General features: G+C 67.5%; 21 protein-coding genes and 1 pseudogene. 18 read left to right on the plus strand and 4 right to left on the minus strand.

All coding sequences use genetic code 11. From position 1 onward, the window contains the following. The first annotated feature begins 105 nt into the window (after positions 1–105). Together ACH4F2_RS30495 and ACH4F2_RS30500 are read left to right on the plus strand one after the other, a co-directional pair. Complete coding sequence (locus ACH4F2_RS30495) at positions 106–1323, plus strand: Shedu anti-phage system protein SduA domain-containing protein (protein ID WP_398135982.1); 1218 nt, start codon at positions 106–108, stop codon at positions 1321–1323. Beyond that, positions 1320–1643 carry a hypothetical protein gene (locus ACH4F2_RS30500; protein ID WP_130336702.1) on the plus strand — a complete coding sequence of 108 codons (324 nt, stop codon included), beginning with the start codon at positions 1320–1322 and terminating at the stop codon, positions 1641–1643. Before ACH4F2_RS30495 ends, ACH4F2_RS30500 begins: the two co-directional genes overlap by 4 nt. 199 nt (positions 1644–1842) lie before the next feature. On the opposite strand, the gene ACH4F2_RS30505 is transcribed toward ACH4F2_RS30500, so the two are convergent. Then, positions 1843–2862 carry a hypothetical protein gene (locus tag ACH4F2_RS30505; protein WP_398135983.1) on the minus strand — a complete coding sequence of 340 codons (1020 nt, stop codon included), beginning with the start codon at positions 2860–2862 and terminating at the stop codon, positions 1843–1845. 671 nt (positions 2863–3533) lie between these two features. Next, positions 3534–4631 carry a DUF1152 domain-containing protein gene (locus ACH4F2_RS30510; RefSeq protein ID WP_398135984.1) on the minus strand — a complete coding sequence of 366 codons (1098 nt, stop codon included), beginning with the start codon at positions 4629–4631 and terminating at the stop codon, positions 3534–3536. A gap of 80 nt (positions 4632–4711) precedes the next feature. Between ACH4F2_RS30510 and ACH4F2_RS30515 the strand changes: the two genes are divergently transcribed. The 15 genes and pseudogenes from ACH4F2_RS30515 (at position 4712) to ACH4F2_RS30585 (ending at position 14475) form a co-directional block, all read left to right on the plus strand. Beyond that, on the plus strand, positions 4712–5452 hold the full coding sequence (locus tag ACH4F2_RS30515) for a GntR family transcriptional regulator (protein ID WP_164274369.1): 741 nt from the start codon (positions 4712–4714) through the stop codon (positions 5450–5452). A 278-nt stretch (positions 5453–5730) separates the two neighbouring features. After that, positions 5731–6168 carry an ATP-binding protein gene (locus tag ACH4F2_RS30520; protein ID WP_382809445.1) on the plus strand — a complete coding sequence of 146 codons (438 nt, stop codon included), beginning with the start codon at positions 5731–5733 and terminating at the stop codon, positions 6166–6168. 89 nt (positions 6169–6257) lie between these two features. Further along, positions 6258–6986, plus strand: coding sequence for a GntR family transcriptional regulator (locus ACH4F2_RS30525; protein ID WP_398135985.1), 729 nt, complete (start codon positions 6258–6260; stop codon positions 6984–6986). A gap of 88 nt (positions 6987–7074) precedes the next feature. Next, complete coding sequence (locus ACH4F2_RS30530) at positions 7075–7323, plus strand: hypothetical protein (RefSeq protein ID WP_398135986.1); 249 nt, start codon at positions 7075–7077, stop codon at positions 7321–7323. A 230-nt stretch (positions 7324–7553) separates the two neighbouring features. Beyond that, the gene (locus ACH4F2_RS30535; RefSeq protein ID WP_398135987.1) at positions 7554–7904 is read left to right on the plus strand and encodes a hypothetical protein; all 351 of its coding nucleotides are present in this window, start codon (positions 7554–7556) and stop codon (positions 7902–7904) included. Positions 7905–7909: 5 nt separating this feature from the next. After that, positions 7910–9292 (plus strand): FtsK/SpoIIIE domain-containing protein, encoded by a 1383-nt coding sequence (locus ACH4F2_RS30540; RefSeq protein WP_398135988.1) that lies wholly within the window; start codon positions 7910–7912, stop codon positions 9290–9292. Between the two features lie 81 nt (positions 9293–9373). After that, positions 9374–10003, plus strand: a complete 630-nt coding sequence (locus ACH4F2_RS30545; RefSeq protein WP_398135989.1) for a DUF2637 domain-containing protein — start codon at positions 9374–9376, stop codon at positions 10001–10003. Between the two features lie 18 nt (positions 10004–10021). After that, on the plus strand, positions 10022–10213 hold the full coding sequence (locus ACH4F2_RS30550; RefSeq protein ID WP_319124417.1) for a hypothetical protein: 192 nt from the start codon (positions 10022–10024) through the stop codon (positions 10211–10213). Next, positions 10213–10405: pseudogene (locus tag ACH4F2_RS30555) on the plus strand (mobile element transfer protein). The gene ACH4F2_RS30550 and the pseudogene ACH4F2_RS30555 overlap by 1 nt, the downstream one beginning before the upstream one ends. 10 nt (positions 10406–10415) lie before the next feature. Next, a complete protein-coding gene (locus ACH4F2_RS30560; RefSeq protein ID WP_398135990.1) occupies positions 10416–10610 on the plus strand; it encodes a hypothetical protein in 195 nt (64 codons plus the stop codon). A gap of 14 nt (positions 10611–10624) precedes the next feature. Then, positions 10625–10888: a SpdD protein gene (locus ACH4F2_RS30565; RefSeq protein WP_398135991.1), complete on the plus strand. Its 264-nt coding sequence runs from the start codon at positions 10625–10627 to the stop codon at positions 10886–10888. A 128-nt stretch (positions 10889–11016) separates the two neighbouring features. Next, positions 11017–12321, plus strand: coding sequence for a replication initiator (locus ACH4F2_RS30570; protein WP_398135992.1), 1305 nt, complete (start codon positions 11017–11019; stop codon positions 12319–12321). Then, positions 12314–12553 (plus strand): helix-turn-helix transcriptional regulator, encoded by a 240-nt coding sequence (locus tag ACH4F2_RS30575; protein ID WP_398135993.1) that lies wholly within the window; start codon positions 12314–12316, stop codon positions 12551–12553. Before ACH4F2_RS30570 ends, ACH4F2_RS30575 begins: the two co-directional genes overlap by 8 nt. Next, entirely contained in the window at positions 12553–13773 is a 1221-nt protein-coding gene (locus ACH4F2_RS30580) for a tyrosine-type recombinase/integrase (RefSeq protein WP_398135994.1), read from the plus strand. The genes ACH4F2_RS30575 and ACH4F2_RS30580 overlap by 1 nt, the downstream gene beginning before the upstream one ends. A gap of 537 nt (positions 13774–14310) precedes the next feature. Next, positions 14311–14475 (plus strand): hypothetical protein, encoded by a 165-nt coding sequence (locus ACH4F2_RS30585; protein WP_163016402.1) that lies wholly within the window; start codon positions 14311–14313, stop codon positions 14473–14475. A 136-nt stretch (positions 14476–14611) separates the two neighbouring features. Here ACH4F2_RS30585 and ACH4F2_RS30590 read toward each other — a convergent pair whose 3' ends face one another. Next, complete coding sequence (locus tag ACH4F2_RS30590) at positions 14612–15373, minus strand: phosphoglyceromutase (protein WP_053133235.1); 762 nt, start codon at positions 15371–15373, stop codon at positions 14612–14614. Positions 15374–15540: 167 nt separating this feature from the next. On the opposite strand from ACH4F2_RS30590, the gene ACH4F2_RS30595 reads away from it, so the two are divergent. Then, complete coding sequence (locus tag ACH4F2_RS30595; protein ID WP_398135995.1) at positions 15541–16929, plus strand: MDR family MFS transporter; 1389 nt, start codon at positions 15541–15543, stop codon at positions 16927–16929. Between the two features lie 26 nt (positions 16930–16955). On the opposite strand, the gene ACH4F2_RS30600 is transcribed toward ACH4F2_RS30595, so the two are convergent. Further along, positions 16956–17411: a DUF2000 family protein gene (locus ACH4F2_RS30600; protein ID WP_398136065.1), complete on the minus strand. Its 456-nt coding sequence runs from the start codon at positions 17409–17411 to the stop codon at positions 16956–16958. Between the last annotated feature and the right edge of the window lie 9 nt (positions 17412–17420).

A 17420-nucleotide genomic window follows, 5' to 3' on the forward strand; every position in this document is an offset into this window, starting at 1 on the left:
ACGACACTCGGGCCCTCGGCCTGCCCACCCTCAGCCCACGGCACGAAAACGGTCCACCGACTCCGTCGGCGGACCGTCACGAAACTTCGAGGTTAGTGTGCCCGTGTGACGACATTTCGATCCGGCTTCACGCTCTGGCAAATGGTCCAGGCGGCACGGGAACTGACTGAGGACGCGCGCGTTCGGGAGCGCGTCGACGCGGTGTTGCACATCATGGGCGGCCTCGGTGGGACGTACGGCAAGGGCAGGCCGCTGGTGAACGCCTTGGAGGACGTCGCCCAAGAGGCCATCCTCCAGGGCGACTTCGCATTCGCCCAGCGCTTTCAGCGCTTCGCCGCCTATGCCGGAGGCGAACTGTTCCTTGACATCCTTGAGAACTACTACGACGACGAAGCCCGACAGCGCAGCGAGAAACACATGCGCAGGATGGCCGCACTGGGTGCAGACAGGGCGGTCGCCGCCCTTGACGTCCTGTGCCGCGACAAGCCCGGTGCAAGCGCCGCCGACGCCCGTGACCTCTTTCGCGGCATAGCCCAGTCCATCGACTACCTGGGCCTCGGGGACGGCGAGGGCGGGATCCGGCTCTCCACCAAGGAGGCGAGGCGACTCCAGGAATACGGACACATGGAGATGGTCCTCCGCAACCTGCCCCGGCCCGCCTCCGCCGAGGCTGCCCGGATGATGAGCGACGTCCTAGCCGATGTCGACGCCGGCATGCTGGCCCAGTTGCTCGAACTGCGGGCCAGGCAGGTCGGCCTGGCGGCCCTGCGTACCGCGGTGGAGGACCCGGACAGCTCCGAGAGCGCCCTCCATGGCTGTCTGAAGAACCAGGAATGGATCTTCGGTGGGGCCTACGTGGCCGAGCTGGCACGCCGGCAGTACACCCCGGACGCCATCCTCGACATCCCGCTCCTGCGCGGCGACGGCTCACTGCACGTGGTGGAGCTCAAGCGCGCCAACATCAAGGACCTGGTCATACGACGCTCCGGCCACCTCATGTTGGGTGCCCCGGCGCACCGCGCGGTCTCCCAGGCACAGAACTACCTCCGGGCCATGGACGAGAACCGCCCGAGCATCCTGACCGAGCACGGAGTCGACACCCGCCGGGCGTCGGCGACGGTCGTGATCGGACACTCGCGGTACGTGACCGGGGACGTCACCTCCCAGGAGATCGCGGAGACGCTGCGAACCTACAACACACACCAGGCGCGCATAGAAGTGATCACATACGAGACCCTGCTGGATTCAGCCTCCCGCATGCTGGCTCTGTCATCGGCACGGCAGGACGCAGACCCCGACCCGGACGAGGAGTCCGCTGCATGACCAACACACCACCCGCGATCGAACCGCTCCTGGCCCGCTTGTGCGGCGGTGAGATCACCGACAAGGACTACGTCGGATACTTCATGAACGAGTATGGAGAGGAACTCGTGTTCGCCCAGCGCCGAGGCGAGAAAACCGCTCGGCTCTGGCACAGCGACGCGGATTGGAAGATGTTCCTCGTCGGTGACCACTCGATTCGGCTCGACGGCCCGATGGACGGGATGATCACCGTTGCGGACCTGATCATCAACCGCGAGGAGGCGACATGGCTGTCCTCCTGCCTCGCCGCTTCCCGCCATCTACGGCAGGGACGGACCTGACCACGCACCGTGCTGAGGCCTCAACGGACGGGCCTGGCTCAGGGGAGGCGGCCAGACCCCTGCACATGAGCCCTGCTCTGCCCAGGCTGTGACGCGCGTTCGAATCTCGCCGCCGGCGCCGTGCCGGTGTCGTCCAGCGGCCCAGGGCGCCTCTACAGTGCGTGGCCGCCTACCTCGATGTCTACCCCTGAGATGGCACCTAATCGAAAGCCGTAATGATCACGTCAATTATGGCTTGAACCCCTGACCAATCTTGGCTCTCCAAAACGGACTTATCACGAAGTGCAGCATCCATCTTGGCCTTGAATTTTTCTTGGAGTTTCACCTTACCCATTACCTCGCCCTGGTATGAGCGCGACCCTTCAATGTAGGACCTCCACTGGACAGGACTCAAAATCCCATCCGGCCGCTCCAATACATCTCGCCCCAAGTAGAGCTCTATTGAACCGGCCAATCCGTTAACGTCAGCTAGTGCTATTTGCCCCTTGAGTGAGTCCTCAGTCGGGGGGCCGAGCGTCGGATAACGCGCCGCTATCTCAAGGGGTGGATATTGGCGAACTTGAATATTATTCGGCAATTTTCCCTGGTCGAGCTTCCGAATGGCATCGCTCGCCGCGGTGTCATTGTCGAATATTGCAACCACCCTATTTGCTATACCCGCTGCTGCGAATGCTCGGACCGTGTTCACCAAAGTTGAAGCGCCGCCCGGAGGTCGCCCCCCGTAGTCCATGAACTTGATGAAGTCAACTAGATGAGGGGCAAGAAGTTCTAGGGATGGCCGCAGTATTTCGACGTCCGTCTTCCCTTCCGTCAAAACAACCAAGGGAGCATGGGCGGCACCTTCTTCTCTCAGGCGATTCAAAGAGGTCGAGCATAGTGTCGCCAATTCTGGTTCATGCTTGGATTCCTCGATAAAGTCGAGGTCCACGGTTACCTGTGCGTCCGGAACAGCTAGGAGGGCGGTTCGCAAAGCCAATCGTTCGTCCATGTAATCGATGTGGCGAACTACCCAGCGCATGCCATTCATGCCGACTTCCTCAGGTGAGGGTCCACCCGCCTTGAAGTCCTCGATCCAGTCGTCTACCGAGTAATTGAGCAAGTATGTAGCGTCCAGTGCGTACGTTTTGAGCTCTGGGTCTAGGTTCTCATTTCGTTCTCTGTCGTTTTCTATGCACTCTGCAAGGTAATCGCGTGCTAGGGGTGCGGTGAAGCCCATCATTCCAGCCTTTGGGCTACAGCCCTGCCTGGTGCGGAAAGTCTCGCTACTTCAATGATTTCCTCCCCATATTCTTCTCCGTAAGCCTCATTTGCCGTCACTGAATGGATGTTTAGGGAATCGTCCGTAAAGGTGGCTAGAAGTTCCGGTGGGCACCCCTCTCGAAGCCTGTTAATCTGTGTGCCATTTACACGAAGGCCACCCCAAGTACTCACCACGACATGATCCCCCATATGCCGGTTGCTTCGGTGCTTGTTCCCGAAATTCGAGAGCCTGGCGTCGCCGATCGGACGGCGCAGAGGTAACGAGGCATGAGGGAGCTGATCCACGTAGGTCGGCGGAGCGGCTTTGGGCTGGAGCTGCTTTGGCGCGAGTGATCATGGCCCCGTAAGCTTCCGGCGCGTCGGGCAGTCTGTGGACCTGCCCGGTAAAGCACGACGTTGGGGCCATGATCTTCGAGGCTCGCGCCAAAGTGGCTGCCTAAAGCCGCGGAGCCGACCGCCCCAGCCACGACGTACCCCTTCTCTGACGTCAGGCGGCTGATGACTGTGCGCGCGGCACGGGCGCCGGCCGGGCTGGAGCGGGGCGGAGACAGGAGCGCAGGCCCGGCCGGGGGCCGGGCCGCGCGCGGGGAGCGGAGCGAGCCGCCTCGAACCCGTGAAGAAGGTTGTAACTCAGGATTCGTCTGCGTCGATGCGCCACAGCGGCGCCTCGTACTGCTTCGGGCGGCTGGCAATGAGGAGCTGCCGCAACTCGTCGCGCTGTGCACCACTGAGACTCAGGGCTTCGGTGATGCGGCGAAACGATGTGTGGGTGGCTCCGCGGGTGCGTGCTTCGGCCTCGAACTGGGCTAATTGCGACAGGATCGCGGCCGGGTCCAGATTCGTCGGCTGCTGCTCGTTGAGCCAGAGAGCTTTGTTGCGCTCAAAGTCGATCTCTGAGTAGCCGCACACTTCGCGGCTGTACGCCTCGGCCTCGTCCAGGTCGGCAGTGGACATGATCGCTCGGGCCAACCGGTTGCGGCTCAGAGCGTTGTCCAAGTCGACCTCGTGTACTGCCGGGCTCTCGTCCGTGAGCAGGACAGGGAGTCCCGCGTCTCGGATTTCGCATGTGCCGCGTACGCCTCGGGCTGTGGCTGCGAGGAGCCCCGTCGCTTCGGACGGGTGCCACTCAAGGACGGCGCTGATGGCGGCCGTGTCCTCCGCGGTGAGGGTGTGGACAACGGGGCCCAGCGCGCCGGTCATAGCCTGCGGCGGGAGTTCGCCGTCCAGGCCCGGTCCTGCTACGAGGAGCCGCACAGGTTCGTTCAACTGGCAGCAAGCCGCCAGCGCCAGAGCGTCGGCCAGCGGGCTCTTCAGTGTCGGCTCGTCGCCCTGCGCGAGGATGTCGCCGCCCACGTCCAAGAGATCGATTGATGCGGGCTGTATGTGGTCGACGAGTGATTCGAGTTGCCGGGTGAGGCCGACGGCCCCCTGGTGTGGGTCGAGCAGTACGAAGGTGGCTGGGAGCTCCGCTGCCAGTCTGGGGAGGGTGGAGCCTGCGGGTTCGATCGGGCGGGCCTGTGCTGGCACTGACCAGACGTCTGGCGTGAGGCGTTCCAGGCCGGTGAAGTCGGCGGGGCGCCGCGGGCCCGGGAGTGGGTCAATCAGGAGGCGGTCCCAGGCGTAGGTCAGGATCACCGCCTGGTCCTCGTCGCCGTAGAGGGCGGCGTGAAGCATGGCGGCGGCGACTGCGTCGCCCCCTCCTCCTGCTGCGACGATCAACCGCGTCATGCGATCAGCCTACGGGTTCCCAGATTGGCCACTCAGCCTATAGTGGCCAAAGGCTATAGCCACTTGGACAAGGAGGGGACATGCCTCAGATCGAGGAGGCTCAACCCAAGTACCTTCAGATCGCGCACTTCATCCGCGACCAGATCCTTCGGGGTGACCTGCGGCCTGGGGACGAGGTGCCCTCTGAGCGGCAGCTCGCTGCGGACTGGAAGGTGTCCCGGCCTACGGCTGCGCGGTCGCTTGAGGCGCTGAGCCATCAGGGCCTGGTCGAGAAGCGGCAGGGCTCCGGCACGTACGTGCGCAGTCTCGAAGTGAATCGCCGTGCGAGGGAGTTGTACGGGCGGGCTCGGCAGACCGGGAAGATCTATACGCCCGGCGAGTATGCCGTGATCACGTCGGCCGGCTGGCTGGATGCCCCGGACCACGTTGCTGAGGCCCTGGGCTTGGTAAGGGATCGGCGGGCCGTGCACCGCCGGCGCGTCACGAACAACCAGGACGGCCCGATCACCCTGTCCACCTCCTGGTTCGCTCCGGACGTCGGCCAGCGTGCGCCTAAGCTCACCGACCCTGGACGCATCCAGGAAGGGACGCTCATGTACGTCGAGCGCATGACGGGGCGTCAAGGCAGTTACGCCGAGGACCGCATGTGCGCTCGTTCGGCCACGGAGGAGGAGGCCGCCGACCTGGGGCTGGAGCCCGAGTCTGCCGTCCTCATCGTTCACCACGTCGTCTTCGACCTCCAGGACCGGCCTCTGGAGTTCGCCGAAGCCACGTATCCGCCGCACCGTTGGGCGTTCGAGCAGGGCTACCCGCTCACCTGACGGCACGCCAGTTCCGTCGTATCGCTTGCGCTCTGCAAGTGGCCAATGCCACTATCCACAAAGTGGCTAAGGCCACTTGGAGATGAAGGGGGCACGACGTGACGAGTCGGCGGCCGAAGCAGGACGCGCGATTAGCTTGCCGGGGGTGTCGGGGGCGTGGATGGAAGCGCGTCGGTTCCCGAGCGGCGCTGACGCTCTCCGCGGCCGACGACCGCAACCGTGCCACGTCGAAGCGGCGCTGCCTCGACTGCGACGGCAGCGGCAAGGAGTGAGCACGCATGGCTTACACGATCGACCGACACCCCTGTGAGGACTCGCCGCGGCTTGGGGCGATGACCTTGCACCCGGAGCCTGAGTCCGTCTCCCGTGCGCGGCGCTGGTTCCGTAAGTTCATCGCTCCGTACAACCCGGCCTGCTCGATCGACGACTGCGCACTGATGATCTCCGAACTGGTCACGAACGCCATCCGCTACGGCGCGTCGGAGGATCCGTGGGTGGTGCGGGTCGAGTGGTTCCGCCAGGGGGCCTCGCTCCGTGTCGAGGTTCACAACCCCGGCTTCCCGGCGAGCGTACGGCTGCGGCATCCGGACGCGAACGATGCTCACGGCCGAGGATTGCTCCTCGTCGATTCCATCGCGGATTCCTGGCACTCCGGCCCCAGCCACCTCGGCGGCACGGTCGTCTCGTTCGTGGTCGCTGATGCCTGGCCGGCGTGATGGGATAGCTCACCCCTTCTTCTGCCGGTGTGAAAGTGTCGCTAGGCTGGTTGACCAGTTGACTTGGCCAATCTCGACAGGCGGCGTTCATGGCGTATGAAGTGGAGCCACCGAAGTACCTGCGCCTTGCGCAGACGCTCCAGCGCCGCATCGAGGACGGCACCTATGCGCCAGGGGTTCGGGTGCCGAGCGAGAACCAGCTCGTGCAGACCTTCGGCATGTCCCGCCCGACCGTCGTGCGCGCCTTGGAGCTGCTGAAGCGGGATGGCTGGCTGGAGTCTCGCCAGGGGTACGGCACGATCGTGCGGGGGCGTCCGACCGCTACAGAGGACCAGGACCGCAGGGGACAGCAGGCACTCAGCCGTGATGAGTCGCGTGCCCCCGGGCGACTGGTCGAGGTGGGGTACGTGCCCGTCCCGAAGCGGGTCGCCTCAGTGCTGGGGTTGCCCAAGCGAGCCAAGGTCCTCATGCGCCGCTTCTTGGTGGAGGACGAGGGCGAACCATTCGAGCTGGTCTCGTCCTACTTCCCTGCCGGCATGGTCGAGGGCACCGATCTGGAGAGCACCGAAGCGCTGAGTGGCAGTACCCGGGAGCACCTGGAGGCTCGGAAGAAGGTGCGCTTCGACCACGTTCAGGAACGGATCTCGGCGCGGCTGCCCGGGCCGGCCGAGGGTGAGCTTCTCGACGTCCCGGATGGTGTTCCGGTCCTCAGCGTCCTGGTCGTCGCATGTGATGCGTCCGGGCAGGCGTTGCAGGTCTCCGACGTGTTGCTGCCCGCTGACCGGCAGGAGCTCGAAGACAACTACCGGCTGAGCTGAGCAGGCAGAGGACGGCGCCGACGCGGTCGGCGGAACCTCATAATCTGCTCTGACGCAGGACTGAGTGATCTCAGGTTGGAGGGGGCTCATGACAGAAGGGCGCAGGTCCTACCCGGATGTGGTCGGCGGTCACATCGGGCTGGCGGTGACCATCATTGCGCTGATCGTCGTCGCCAGCTTCTCCGGCCCCCGCTGGACTTTGATCACCGTGGGGTGCTTCGCCGCCTGGTTCATCGTCGCGCTGGCCGTCATCCTCATCAGGGGCGGAAGCGGCAGGGTTGCGGTTCGGCGGGCCTATGTCGCCACCTTCGGATGGGGCGACTACATCACTCCCTGATGCGTGACCTTGCGGACCACAAGCCTGCGCGTGGCTCTTGAGCGCAGTCTTTCTGCGTGAGTCGCGCCCTCTCGTGCTCGCTGTCTTCATGGGGACGGGGCCTTGCCTCGTCGGAAGGCCGCCCGCCACCCAAGCCACTTGACAAGTCAACCTGGCATCTCTAACTTCGAACTTGCTAAGTCAATCTGTCAGGTTGGCAGGTTGATCGATTCCTTGAAGGAGCAACCCCTGTGCGTGTAATCCGCGTTGACGCCTCGACCGCCACGATCCTGCTCACCGAGGCTCCCGCACCCAAGGTGCGCGACCGGCAGACCGGTGAGATCGCGAAGGATGCGCTGACTGGTGAGGCACTGATGACCGTCGGTGTCGTCTACATCGACGAGGGCGAATCGTCGCTCTTCCAGGTCACCGTCCCGGAGACGGGAGTGTCCGAGGGCCTGACGGTCGGTGCCCCGGTGTCACTTCCGGGCCTGGTGGCACGGCCGTGGGAGAGCGTCTTCAACGGCAAGGAGCGCCACGGCATCGCCTACCGTGCGACGGCCATCGCTCAGGGCGCCTTCCCGATGACGCAGGCGGGCTGATCGCCGTGACGGACCTGTTCACGGTGGCCGAACTGGGCGGTTCGCTCGCTGCGATAGGCGGCGCGGCGTACGCCCGGCACTCTCACCCGGCGGCGTACTGGTCCACGGTCGGGCTTCCACTCTCGGTGGCCCGGCTGCTGGCCTCGTACTCCTCGACCATGGACGCTTGCGGCCTGACCGTCGAACCGCCCAGGTGGAGGGCACTGGCCGTTCGGGCTGCCACTCGCCGTGAGGTGCGGCCCGTGCCCCCTCGGCGAGGCGTCATCCGGCCCACGACGACCGGGCTGCGTATGCGGTTGCGGTTGGCCCCGGGACAGGAGCCGGCGGACTTGGCCGCCTCCGCCGAACGACTTCGGCATGCCTGGGGTGTGCACGCCGTCTACGTCCGTGGCATCAGGCCCGGGGTCGTGGAGTTGCGGCTCGTCGGCTTCGATGTGCTGAAGAAGGTGCGCATGCCTCGTCGGCTCGACGGCGGCCCGCTTCGAGTCCCGGTGGCGTTACGAGAGGACGCGACCGCGTTCCTACGGGACTACCGAACCGTGCCGCATGAACTGGTGCTCGGCGCCACGCTCTCGGGCAAGTCCATGTACCTGCGGAACCTGCTGGCCGGGCTCGCCGCTCAACCGGTGGTCCTAGCCGGCATCGACTGCAAGCGCGGAGTCGAGCTGGCGCCCTTCGCGCCTCGGCTCTCCGCCCTGGCAACGGACCCCGACCAAGCGGCCGAACTGCTTCCCGCACTCGTGAAAGAGATGGAGGACCGCTACGACCTGATCAAGGCCCGGCAAGGCATCGCTCCCGGCACCCCGGAGGAGCTGATCACCTCGGACGTCTGGGGGCTGCCGGACAACGAACGCCCAGCTCCGATCGTGCTCTTCATCGACGAGGTGGCGGAACTCTTCCTCGTCGCCACAAGGAAGGAGGAGGAACGCCGCGACGAGATGGTGACCCACCTCATCCGCCTCGCCCAGCTCGGACGGGCTGCGGGGATCTACCTCGAAGTCTGCGGACAGCGCTTCGGTGCCGAGTTGGGCAAGGGCGCGACCATGCTTCGCGCTCAGCTGACCGGTCGCGTCTGCCACCGCGTCAACGACGAGGCGTCCGCGAAGATGGCGCTCGGAGACATCGCCCCTGAAGCCGTGTCGGCGGCCTGCGCCGTCCCTGCCGAACTGCCCGGCCTGGCCGTCGTCGGCGACACCTCCGGCGGCTGGTCCCGCATCCGTACCCCCTACCTCTCCCTCGCCGACGCTGCGGCTACGTGCCGTGCCATGGCGGGCCTCACCCCCGGCGTACCGACGCTCGCCCCCTTCAGGCCCTGCCTCTCACCGATGCCGGCGGCGGCACCTGGCCCCGTGGCCCCGGTAGCTCCGGCTCACCCCGCCACCGAGTAGGCCCACCGCCTCACGACCGGCACGGCCGTTCCGTGCCAAGTCCCTACCCCCTCCATGTCTGGCACCGGAAGGAGTTACGCCATGGGCACCTTGCCCGTCCGTATCGACGCGGTACTCGTCCAAGCACTGATCGCCGCAGCGCTGTCCTTCGCCCATCTCCACGACCTGGCGCTTGCCGCCGGGCAGGACGGCTGGAAGGCGTGGGCCTACCCCGTCTCGGTCGATCTCCTGCTGGTCGCGGCCTGGCGGAGGCTGCGCACCGGCCAAGCCAAAGCGGCCGGATGGTGTTGGTTCGTCATCGCCCTGACCGCCTCCCTCGGCGCCAACGTCGCCACGGCCGGCCTGCTCGACCTCAAAGCCGTACCTGACTGGCTGCGCATCCTCGTCGCCGGGTGGCCTGCGGTCGCCTTCCTCGGCGGGACTCTGCTCGCTCACGGAGAAGCCACGGCCGCCCGCACGACCAGCGACGGGTCGGCCACCCGCTCTTCAACATCTGAAGCCCCCACCTCCGCCCCCGAGCTGCCCGCAGCCGAGACCGAAACGGCTGCCCCCAGCTCCACCCCTGTTCCTCCGGCACTTGTCGCGCTCGCCCGCAAAGTCGCCGACGAGCACCACGCCCGAACCGGAACGCCCATCGACACCTCGACCCTTCGCGCCCGGCTCGGCGTCCCGCTGCCGCTGGCCGAAGCCATCTCCGCCCACCTGACCTGACCCGGAGGACCTGCCCCCGTGCGCCCGTCCACGCTCCGCGCGCTGAAGCGCGCCGCCGAGCTGACCCGACAGAACCGCCTCACCGAAGCCGTGCTCATCGCCGAGCCCGTCATCCTCGCCGCCGACAGCTACGAGGGTGACGAGATCTTGCGATGGCTGGCCGAACACGTCACCGACTTCACCGGCGAAGAACCCAAGGAGACCTGTTGATGACCGCCAACCGCCGCTTCCGCCGCGTAGTCCGCATCGGCCCCGTACAGGTCGCCACCTACTACGACGGCCGGGGGCCGTGAGAAGCACACCGCCGCCTGCACCGCTCCGCGCTGCGGCTTCGCCACGGACTACGACAGCCGCGCCGCCGCCGAGCTGGCCGCCCGTACCCACCGCTGCGCCGTCCGCTGAGGGAGCTCCCGTGACCGTCTCGCTGCCCCTCGTCTTCGTCCTGGGCGTCATCGCCTGGGCCGCGATCAAGTACCTCGGCGTCCGGCTCTGGGTCGCCGTCGTGATCGCGCTGTTCGGTTTCTGGCTCTCGCACACCATCCTCGCCCCCGCCATCGAGTCCGGCACCCGCTCCGGGGTCGACGTCGTCAACGGCACCGACGAATGACAAGGAGATCCGTCATGTTCCGCCCCAAGCTGCCCGACACCCCGACTGCGCCGACGACGACCGTCACGCCCCCACCCCAGCACTCGCAGGCTCCGCTTCCCTCGACCGGTCGCCCCGTCGTCCCGTACGTCGGCATCGGCGCCGGAGCGGTAGCCGCCGTGGTCGTCGTCGGGATCGTCCTTACCGCGCTCCTGGCGGCGGTCGCCGTCTCGGCCGTGTCCGTGGCCATCGCCGCGGTGGTCCTGCGCTCACTCGTCAGCAGCGCGAACAAGCGCTGACCGGCCGCCGGGGCGGCAGCAAGCCGCCAAGCATCCCGCCGCCCCGGGGCCGTCTCTCCCGACCGTCGCAACAGCCGAAAGGAACTCCCATCATCACCCGGCAGACTCCGCCGCTGGCGGAACTCTCCATGCTGGCTTCCCTCGGAACCATGCCCGAGCTGGCCCGTCAGCTATCCGGCCTGGGCGGCTGCACGCACCCCGTGCGCCTCGACGGCCACCGCATCGAACACGCGGTGGACCGGACAACCGGCGAGATCGGCCGCGTCCTGCACCACCTGGACTCCTCGGCCCTGCCCGCCGGCCAACTCCTCGTCCGATGCAACAACCGTCGTGCGACCCGGTGCGCGGCCTGCGCCGAGACGTACCGTCGCGACACCTACCACCTGATCACCGCCGGACTCCGCGGCGGCAAGGGCACACCTCAACAGGTCGCAACGCATCCGCGCGTCTTCGCCACCTTCACCGCGCCCAGCTTCGGCCCGGTCCACAACCGCCCGTCGGGCGGTCGGCGCTGCCGCTGCGGCGTCCGGCATGACGAAGGCGCCCCGGTCCTGGGCACGCCCCTCGACGCCGACACCTACGACTACGAAGCGGCCGTGCTGTGGAACGCGCACGCTGGTGCCCTCTGGCGACGCTTCTCGATCTACCTCCGCCGAGAGGTCGCCAAGCGCGCCGGGCTCACCCAACGGGCCTTCCGGGACCACGCCCGGGTCTCCTTCGCAAAAGTGGCCGAGTACCAGAAGCGCGGTGCGGTCCACTTCCATGCCGTCGTCCGCATCGACGGCCCCGAGGGTGGCGAATCGCCGCCTCCGACCTGGGCCACGGCCGAGCTGCTGACCGACGCCATCCAGGTCTCTGCCGGCGCTGCTCGCCTTGAGGGTCCAGAGGTCAACGGGCGGCCCCACACTTTCACCTTCGGACGGCAGCTCGACGTTCGCACGATCCGGTCTGCCGACTTCGATGGCGGCCAGGCGCTGACCGATCGGGCCGTCGCCGCATACATCGCCAAGTACGCCACCAAGGGGGCCGAGACGGCGACGGGGGCCCTGGACCGGCCCATCCGTTTCCTGGCCGAGTTGGCGCAGGCCCGGATCACCGAGCATGCCCGCCGGATGATCCGCACTGCATGGACCCTGGGCGCTCGCCCCGAGCTGGCAGACCTGCGCTTACGGGCCTGGGCTCACATGCTCGGCTTCCGGGGCCACTTCTCCACCAAGTCCCGCCGCTACTCGACCACCCTCGGCGCCCTCCGCGACGCTCGCGCCGACTGGCGGCGTGCCCAAGCGGCTCCGCCCGTCCCGCAGGACGGAGAAACCACTCTCGTGCTCGCCCACTGGGTCTTCGCCGGGACCGGCCTCTCCCACGCCGAAGCCTGGCTTGCCACGTCACTCGAACCTGCCCCCGGCACGGAAGGAGAGCCCACTCATGGGTAGTCGTCGCCTCGCCGTCGCCGAAGCGGCCTCCGAGCCGCCTCGTCTGCCGTCTCGGTACCTGACTCCTGACGACCTGGTGGCGATGTTCGACCTGCCCAGCGTCGAGACGGTCTACCAGTGGCGCCGCAAGCGCACCGGCCCTCGTGGCTTCCGCGTCGGCCGGCACCTGCGCTACGACCCTGCGGACGTCCAGGCCTGGGTCGAGTCCCTGCGGCAAGGGGCTGCCGCCTGATGGCCGGGCACATCCAGGACCGCTGGTACCGGACCGAGACTGGCCCGGACGGGAAGGTGCGCAAGGTCAAGACTGAGCGCTATGGATCCGGCCTCCGCTACCGCGCTCGCTACGTCGGCCCGGACGGTACGGAGAAGTCCAAGAGCTTCCCCGACCGTCAGAAGCGGCTCGCTGATCAGTGGCTGGCGCACATCGAGGCGGACATGGCCCGCGGGCAATACATCGACCCGCGCGCCGCCCGGATCACGTTCCAGCAGTACGCCGAAAGCTGGGTCGCCACGCAGGGCGCCGACCCGAACACCCAAGCTTCGATGGAGTCGCAGTTACGGCTGCACGCCTTCCCCTACGTCGGCTCACGTCCGCTCGGCTCCTTCCAGCCAGCGCATATCCGGGACTGGGTGCGGCAGTTGCAGGAGAACGGCGTCCGGGGGTCGTACGCCCGGACGATCTACTCCAACGTGCGCGCGGCGCTCACCGCGGCGGTGGACGACGGCCACCTTCCCCGCAACCCGTGTGCCGCCCGGTCCGTCCGGCCGCCGACCGTCGACAACAAGCGCGTTGTGCCCTGGCCGCCCGAGCGGGTCTTCGCCGTCCAGGCCGCCATGCCCGAGCGCTACCAAGCCATGGTCGACCTGGGCGGCGGCTGCGGGCTCCGCCAGGGCGAGATCCTGGGCGTGGCCGTCGACGCGATCGACATTGCCTCGGACACGCTCCACGTGGTCCAGCAACTGAAGCTGAGCCGCAGCAAGGCGGTGTTCGCCCCGCCGAAGGGCGGCAAGCTGCGGGACGTTCCGCTCCCCCGCCCGGTCGCTGATGCGCTCCGGGCCCATATGAAGCGTTTCCCGCCGGTCGAGATCACATTGCCGTGGAAGGTGGCCGACGGGCCCCCGGTGACCAAGCGGCTGGTCTTCACCGGACCGCGTGGCGGGCACGTCTGGCGGACGTCGCTCAACGAGGAGGCGTGGAAACCGGCGCTCGCTGCGGCCGGCGTCATCCCGGTGCCCGAGCGGGGTCGGCCGTACGCGGAGTCACGCGAGAACGGCATGCACGCGCTGCGCCACTTCTACGCCTCGGTGCTCCTGGACGCGGGCGAGAACATCAAGGCCCTCGCCGAGTACCTCGGCCATTCGGACCCGGGTCTGACCCTACGCGTGTACGCGCATCTCATGCCGTCCAGCCAGGAGCGGACCCGCAAGGCAATTACGGCGATCTTCGGCTGATCTGAAATCTTCAACCGTGAACACACACTCCTCAAATCCACGGGACATGATTTGACGCCTGGGAGATTTGAAATCACCATCCGTGAAATGTGCACCCCCAAATTCACGGAACATGATTCGACGCCCGTGAGATTCGAAATCACCATCCGTGAAATGTGCACCCCCAAATTCACGGAACATGATTCGACGCCCGTCATCCGTCCGGTCGGGCGGCCGCCCGACCGGCCACTCACCTGCACGGTCGCCCGCCCGGCCGCCCGGCCGGGAGACACCGCGTTAGCGCATGAAGCGAGGCGAACGATGGTTACAGGCGACTGCTGCCGATATCCTTCCAGACTTCCGCGCCTGCGCACTGGAAGAACCGCAACAGGGCCCTAAGCTGCAGCGTTTGTGGGTACGACGCTGGGCGTCTATTGTCCATTGCGTCGCAGCGGAATCAAGAGGGGCCACCCACGGCAATGAGCGGCCCCTCGCTCCGTCGGCACATATTGTCCAACCTGCTACGGAGGAACCATGTGTCAACCGGATAAGGCCATAGTGCCACGTAACGGCCTACGCATCGAGCTGATCGCGCGTGAGCCTGACAGCATCAGCCTCGGCATCGGTGGAACGCTTCTGGCCCTGGCGGAGGGAGGCGCACCGATCATCGCCATCCCGGCCGGCTTCCTGCTGTCGTTCAGGGTGCGGTTCAGCCGCATCTGAGACCACGGCCCAAAGGCGCCAGGGCCGACTACGGCCCTGGCGTCTATGTCCACCCACGGCCCAGAGACGGCCCAGAGGCAGCGGAAAGCCCCCTCCCAGCGGAGAACCCGCAGGCAGGGGGCCTACTCGCAGGTGCCTACTTCTTCTTGCCCTGGTTCTTGACCGCCTCGATCGCCGCCGCAGCCGCGTCCGGGTCCAGGTAGGTGCCGCCCGGGTTCAGGGGCTTGAACTCGGCGTCGAGTTCGTAGGAGAGCGGGATGCCGGTCGGGATGTTCAGGCCGGCGATGTCGGCGTCGGAGACGCCGTCGAGGTGCTTGACCAGGGCGCGGAGCGAGTTGCCGTGCGCCGCGACCAGGACCGTGCGGCCGGTGAGGAGGTCGGGGACGATCGCGTCGAACCAGTACGGGAGCATGCGGACGACGACGTCCTTCAGGCACTCCGTCTGCGGGCGCAGCTCCGGCGGGAGCGTCGCGTAGCGGGCGTCGGAGAACTGGGAGTACTCGGCGTCGCGGTCCAGCGCGGGCGGCGGGGTGTCGTAGGAGCGGCGCCACAGCATGAACTGCTCCTCGCCGAACTCGGCGAGGGTCTGGGCCTTGTCCTTGCCCTGGAGGGCGCCGTAGTGGCGCTCGTTGAGGCGCCAGTGGCGGTGGACGGGGATCCAGTGGCGGTCGGCGGCCTCCAGCGCGAGCTGGGCCGTGCGGATCGCGCGCTTCTGGACGGACGTGTGGACCACGTCGGGCAGCAGGCCGGCGTCCTTGAGCAGCTCGCCGCCGCGCGTCGCCTCCTTCTCGCCCTTCGGGGTGAGGTTGACGTCCACCCAGCCGGTGAACAGGTTCTTCTCGTTCCACTCGCTCTCGCCGTGGCGGAGGAGGATCAGCTTGTACGGTGCGTCGGCCATGGCTCCGAGCGTAATCGAACCGTCTGACCGCCCGCGCGCCGCGCCCGCAGGGCGGACAGTTGACGGGAATTGTTAATCGGGTGGCTCCCGCGGACCGCCCGTTTGTAAGTTCTGCTTGCCGCACCAGGCACTTACATCTGTTCTGCCATCTGCTCTACGGGGGTCCCATGCCAGTCGCCGGACTGAGACGTGCCGCGCGCGAGACCGTCTCCGGGCTCCCCCGCGAGTTCTGGTGGCTGTGGACCAGCACCCTGGTCAACCGGCTCGGTGCCTTCGTCGCCACCTTCATGGCGCTGTACCTGACCATCGACCGCGGCTACTCCGCCTCGTACGCCGGTCTGGTCGCCGCGTTGCACGGGCTCGGCGGGGTCGTGTCCTCGCTGGTTGCCGGGGTGATGACCGACCGGTTCGGGCGGCGGCCCACGCTGCTCGTCGCGCAGGCCTCCACCGCGCTGTCGGTCGCGCTGCTCGGCTTCGTGCGGGATCCGGTCGCCATCGCGGCCGTCGCCTTCCTGGTCGGTATGGCGAGCAACGCGTCCCGGCCGGCCGTGCAGGCGATGATGGCGGACATCGTGCGGCCCGAGGACCGTATCCGGGCCTTCTCCCTCAACTACTGGGCCATCAACCTCGGCTTCGCGATCTCCTCCATGGCGGCCGGGTTCATCGCCGAGGTCAGTTACCTCGCCGGGTTCCTGGTCGAGGCGGGGATGACCATGGCCTGCGCCGTCCTCATCTTCGTGAAGCTGCCCGAGTCACGGCCGGAGCGGATGTCCGGGAAGGACGGCGCCGCGAACGGGGCCTCGGCGGGCGAGCCCGTCGTCTCCCTCGGGACCGTTCTGCGCGACGGGCGCTACATGTGCGTCGTCGGGCTGTCCTTCCTCGTCGCCCTGATCTTCCAGCAGGCCTACGTGGGGCTGCCGGTCGCCATGGGCGAGGCCGGGTTCACGCCCGCGGACTTCGGTCTGGCGATCGCCGTCAACGGTGTCCTGATCGTCGTACTGCAGATTCCCGTCACCCGGTTCATCGAGCACCGGGATGCGCGGCTGCTGCTCGTCGCCTCGTCCCTGCTGGCCGGGTACGGCTTCGGGCTCACCGTCTTCGCCGGGTCGGTCGGGGTCTTCGCGCTCACCGTGTGCGTGTGGACGCTGGCCGAGATCGTCAACGCGCCGACCCAGACCGGGCTCGTCGTCCGCCTCTCCCCGGTGCACGGGCGCGGGCGCTACCAGGGCATGTACACCATGTCCTGGGCGGTCGCCGCCCTCGTCGCCCCGCTGATGTCCGGTTTCGTCATCGACCACTGGGGCGCCGAGTGGCTGTGGGGCATCTGCGCGGTCGTCGGCACGGTGGCGGCGGTGGGGTACTGGGCGCTCATGCGGGGGCTGCCGGGTGAGGAGGCGGTGCCCGCCGAGACCTCCCGGACACACGGGGAGGCGGTGCCCTCCGAGACCGCCGTGTTCCCCGAGACGTCCGAGGTCGCCGGGACCTCCGAGGTCGCCGGGACCTCCGAGGTCGCCGGGACGCGCGCGTCCGCGAAGAACGACGTCGGCGCGGGCTGACGGACGCCCGGCGGCCGCCTCTTCGCTCACGGGTGCATCCGGGCCCCCTTCAGCACCTTGTCCACCGCGTTCTTCGGGCCGTGCACCGCCAGGCCCACCAGGTCCAGCCCGGCCGTGGGCACGGCTCGTACCGCCGCCCGGTTGTCGCGGTCGTTGCCCGTGGTGAAGAGGTCGGACGTGAACAGCGCGCGGGGCAGGGCGCGCGACAGCACGCGCGCGTGGGCGTTCGTCAGCGTCTCCTTGGTGCCCTCGAAGACCAGCACCGGCTGGCGGAACATCGGCAGGTAGCCGACGGAGTCGGCGTCCTCGTAGGGCTCCCCGATCACCTCGGGGAACTGCGAGCCCAGGCCGCTGACCAGGAAGGCGGTGACGTTCAGCCGCTGCCAGGTCTCCAGGTCCTCGCGCAGCAGTACGGCGATCTTGGTGTCGAAGCGGACGGGGGCGGCCGCGGGGTCCGTGTCGTGGGTGCTCACCGTGTTCATCGTGCTCAT

Source organism: Streptomyces sp. NPDC017890 (genome assembly GCF_044328675.1).
Lineage (GTDB): Bacteria > Actinomycetota > Actinomycetes > Streptomycetales > Streptomycetaceae > Streptomyces.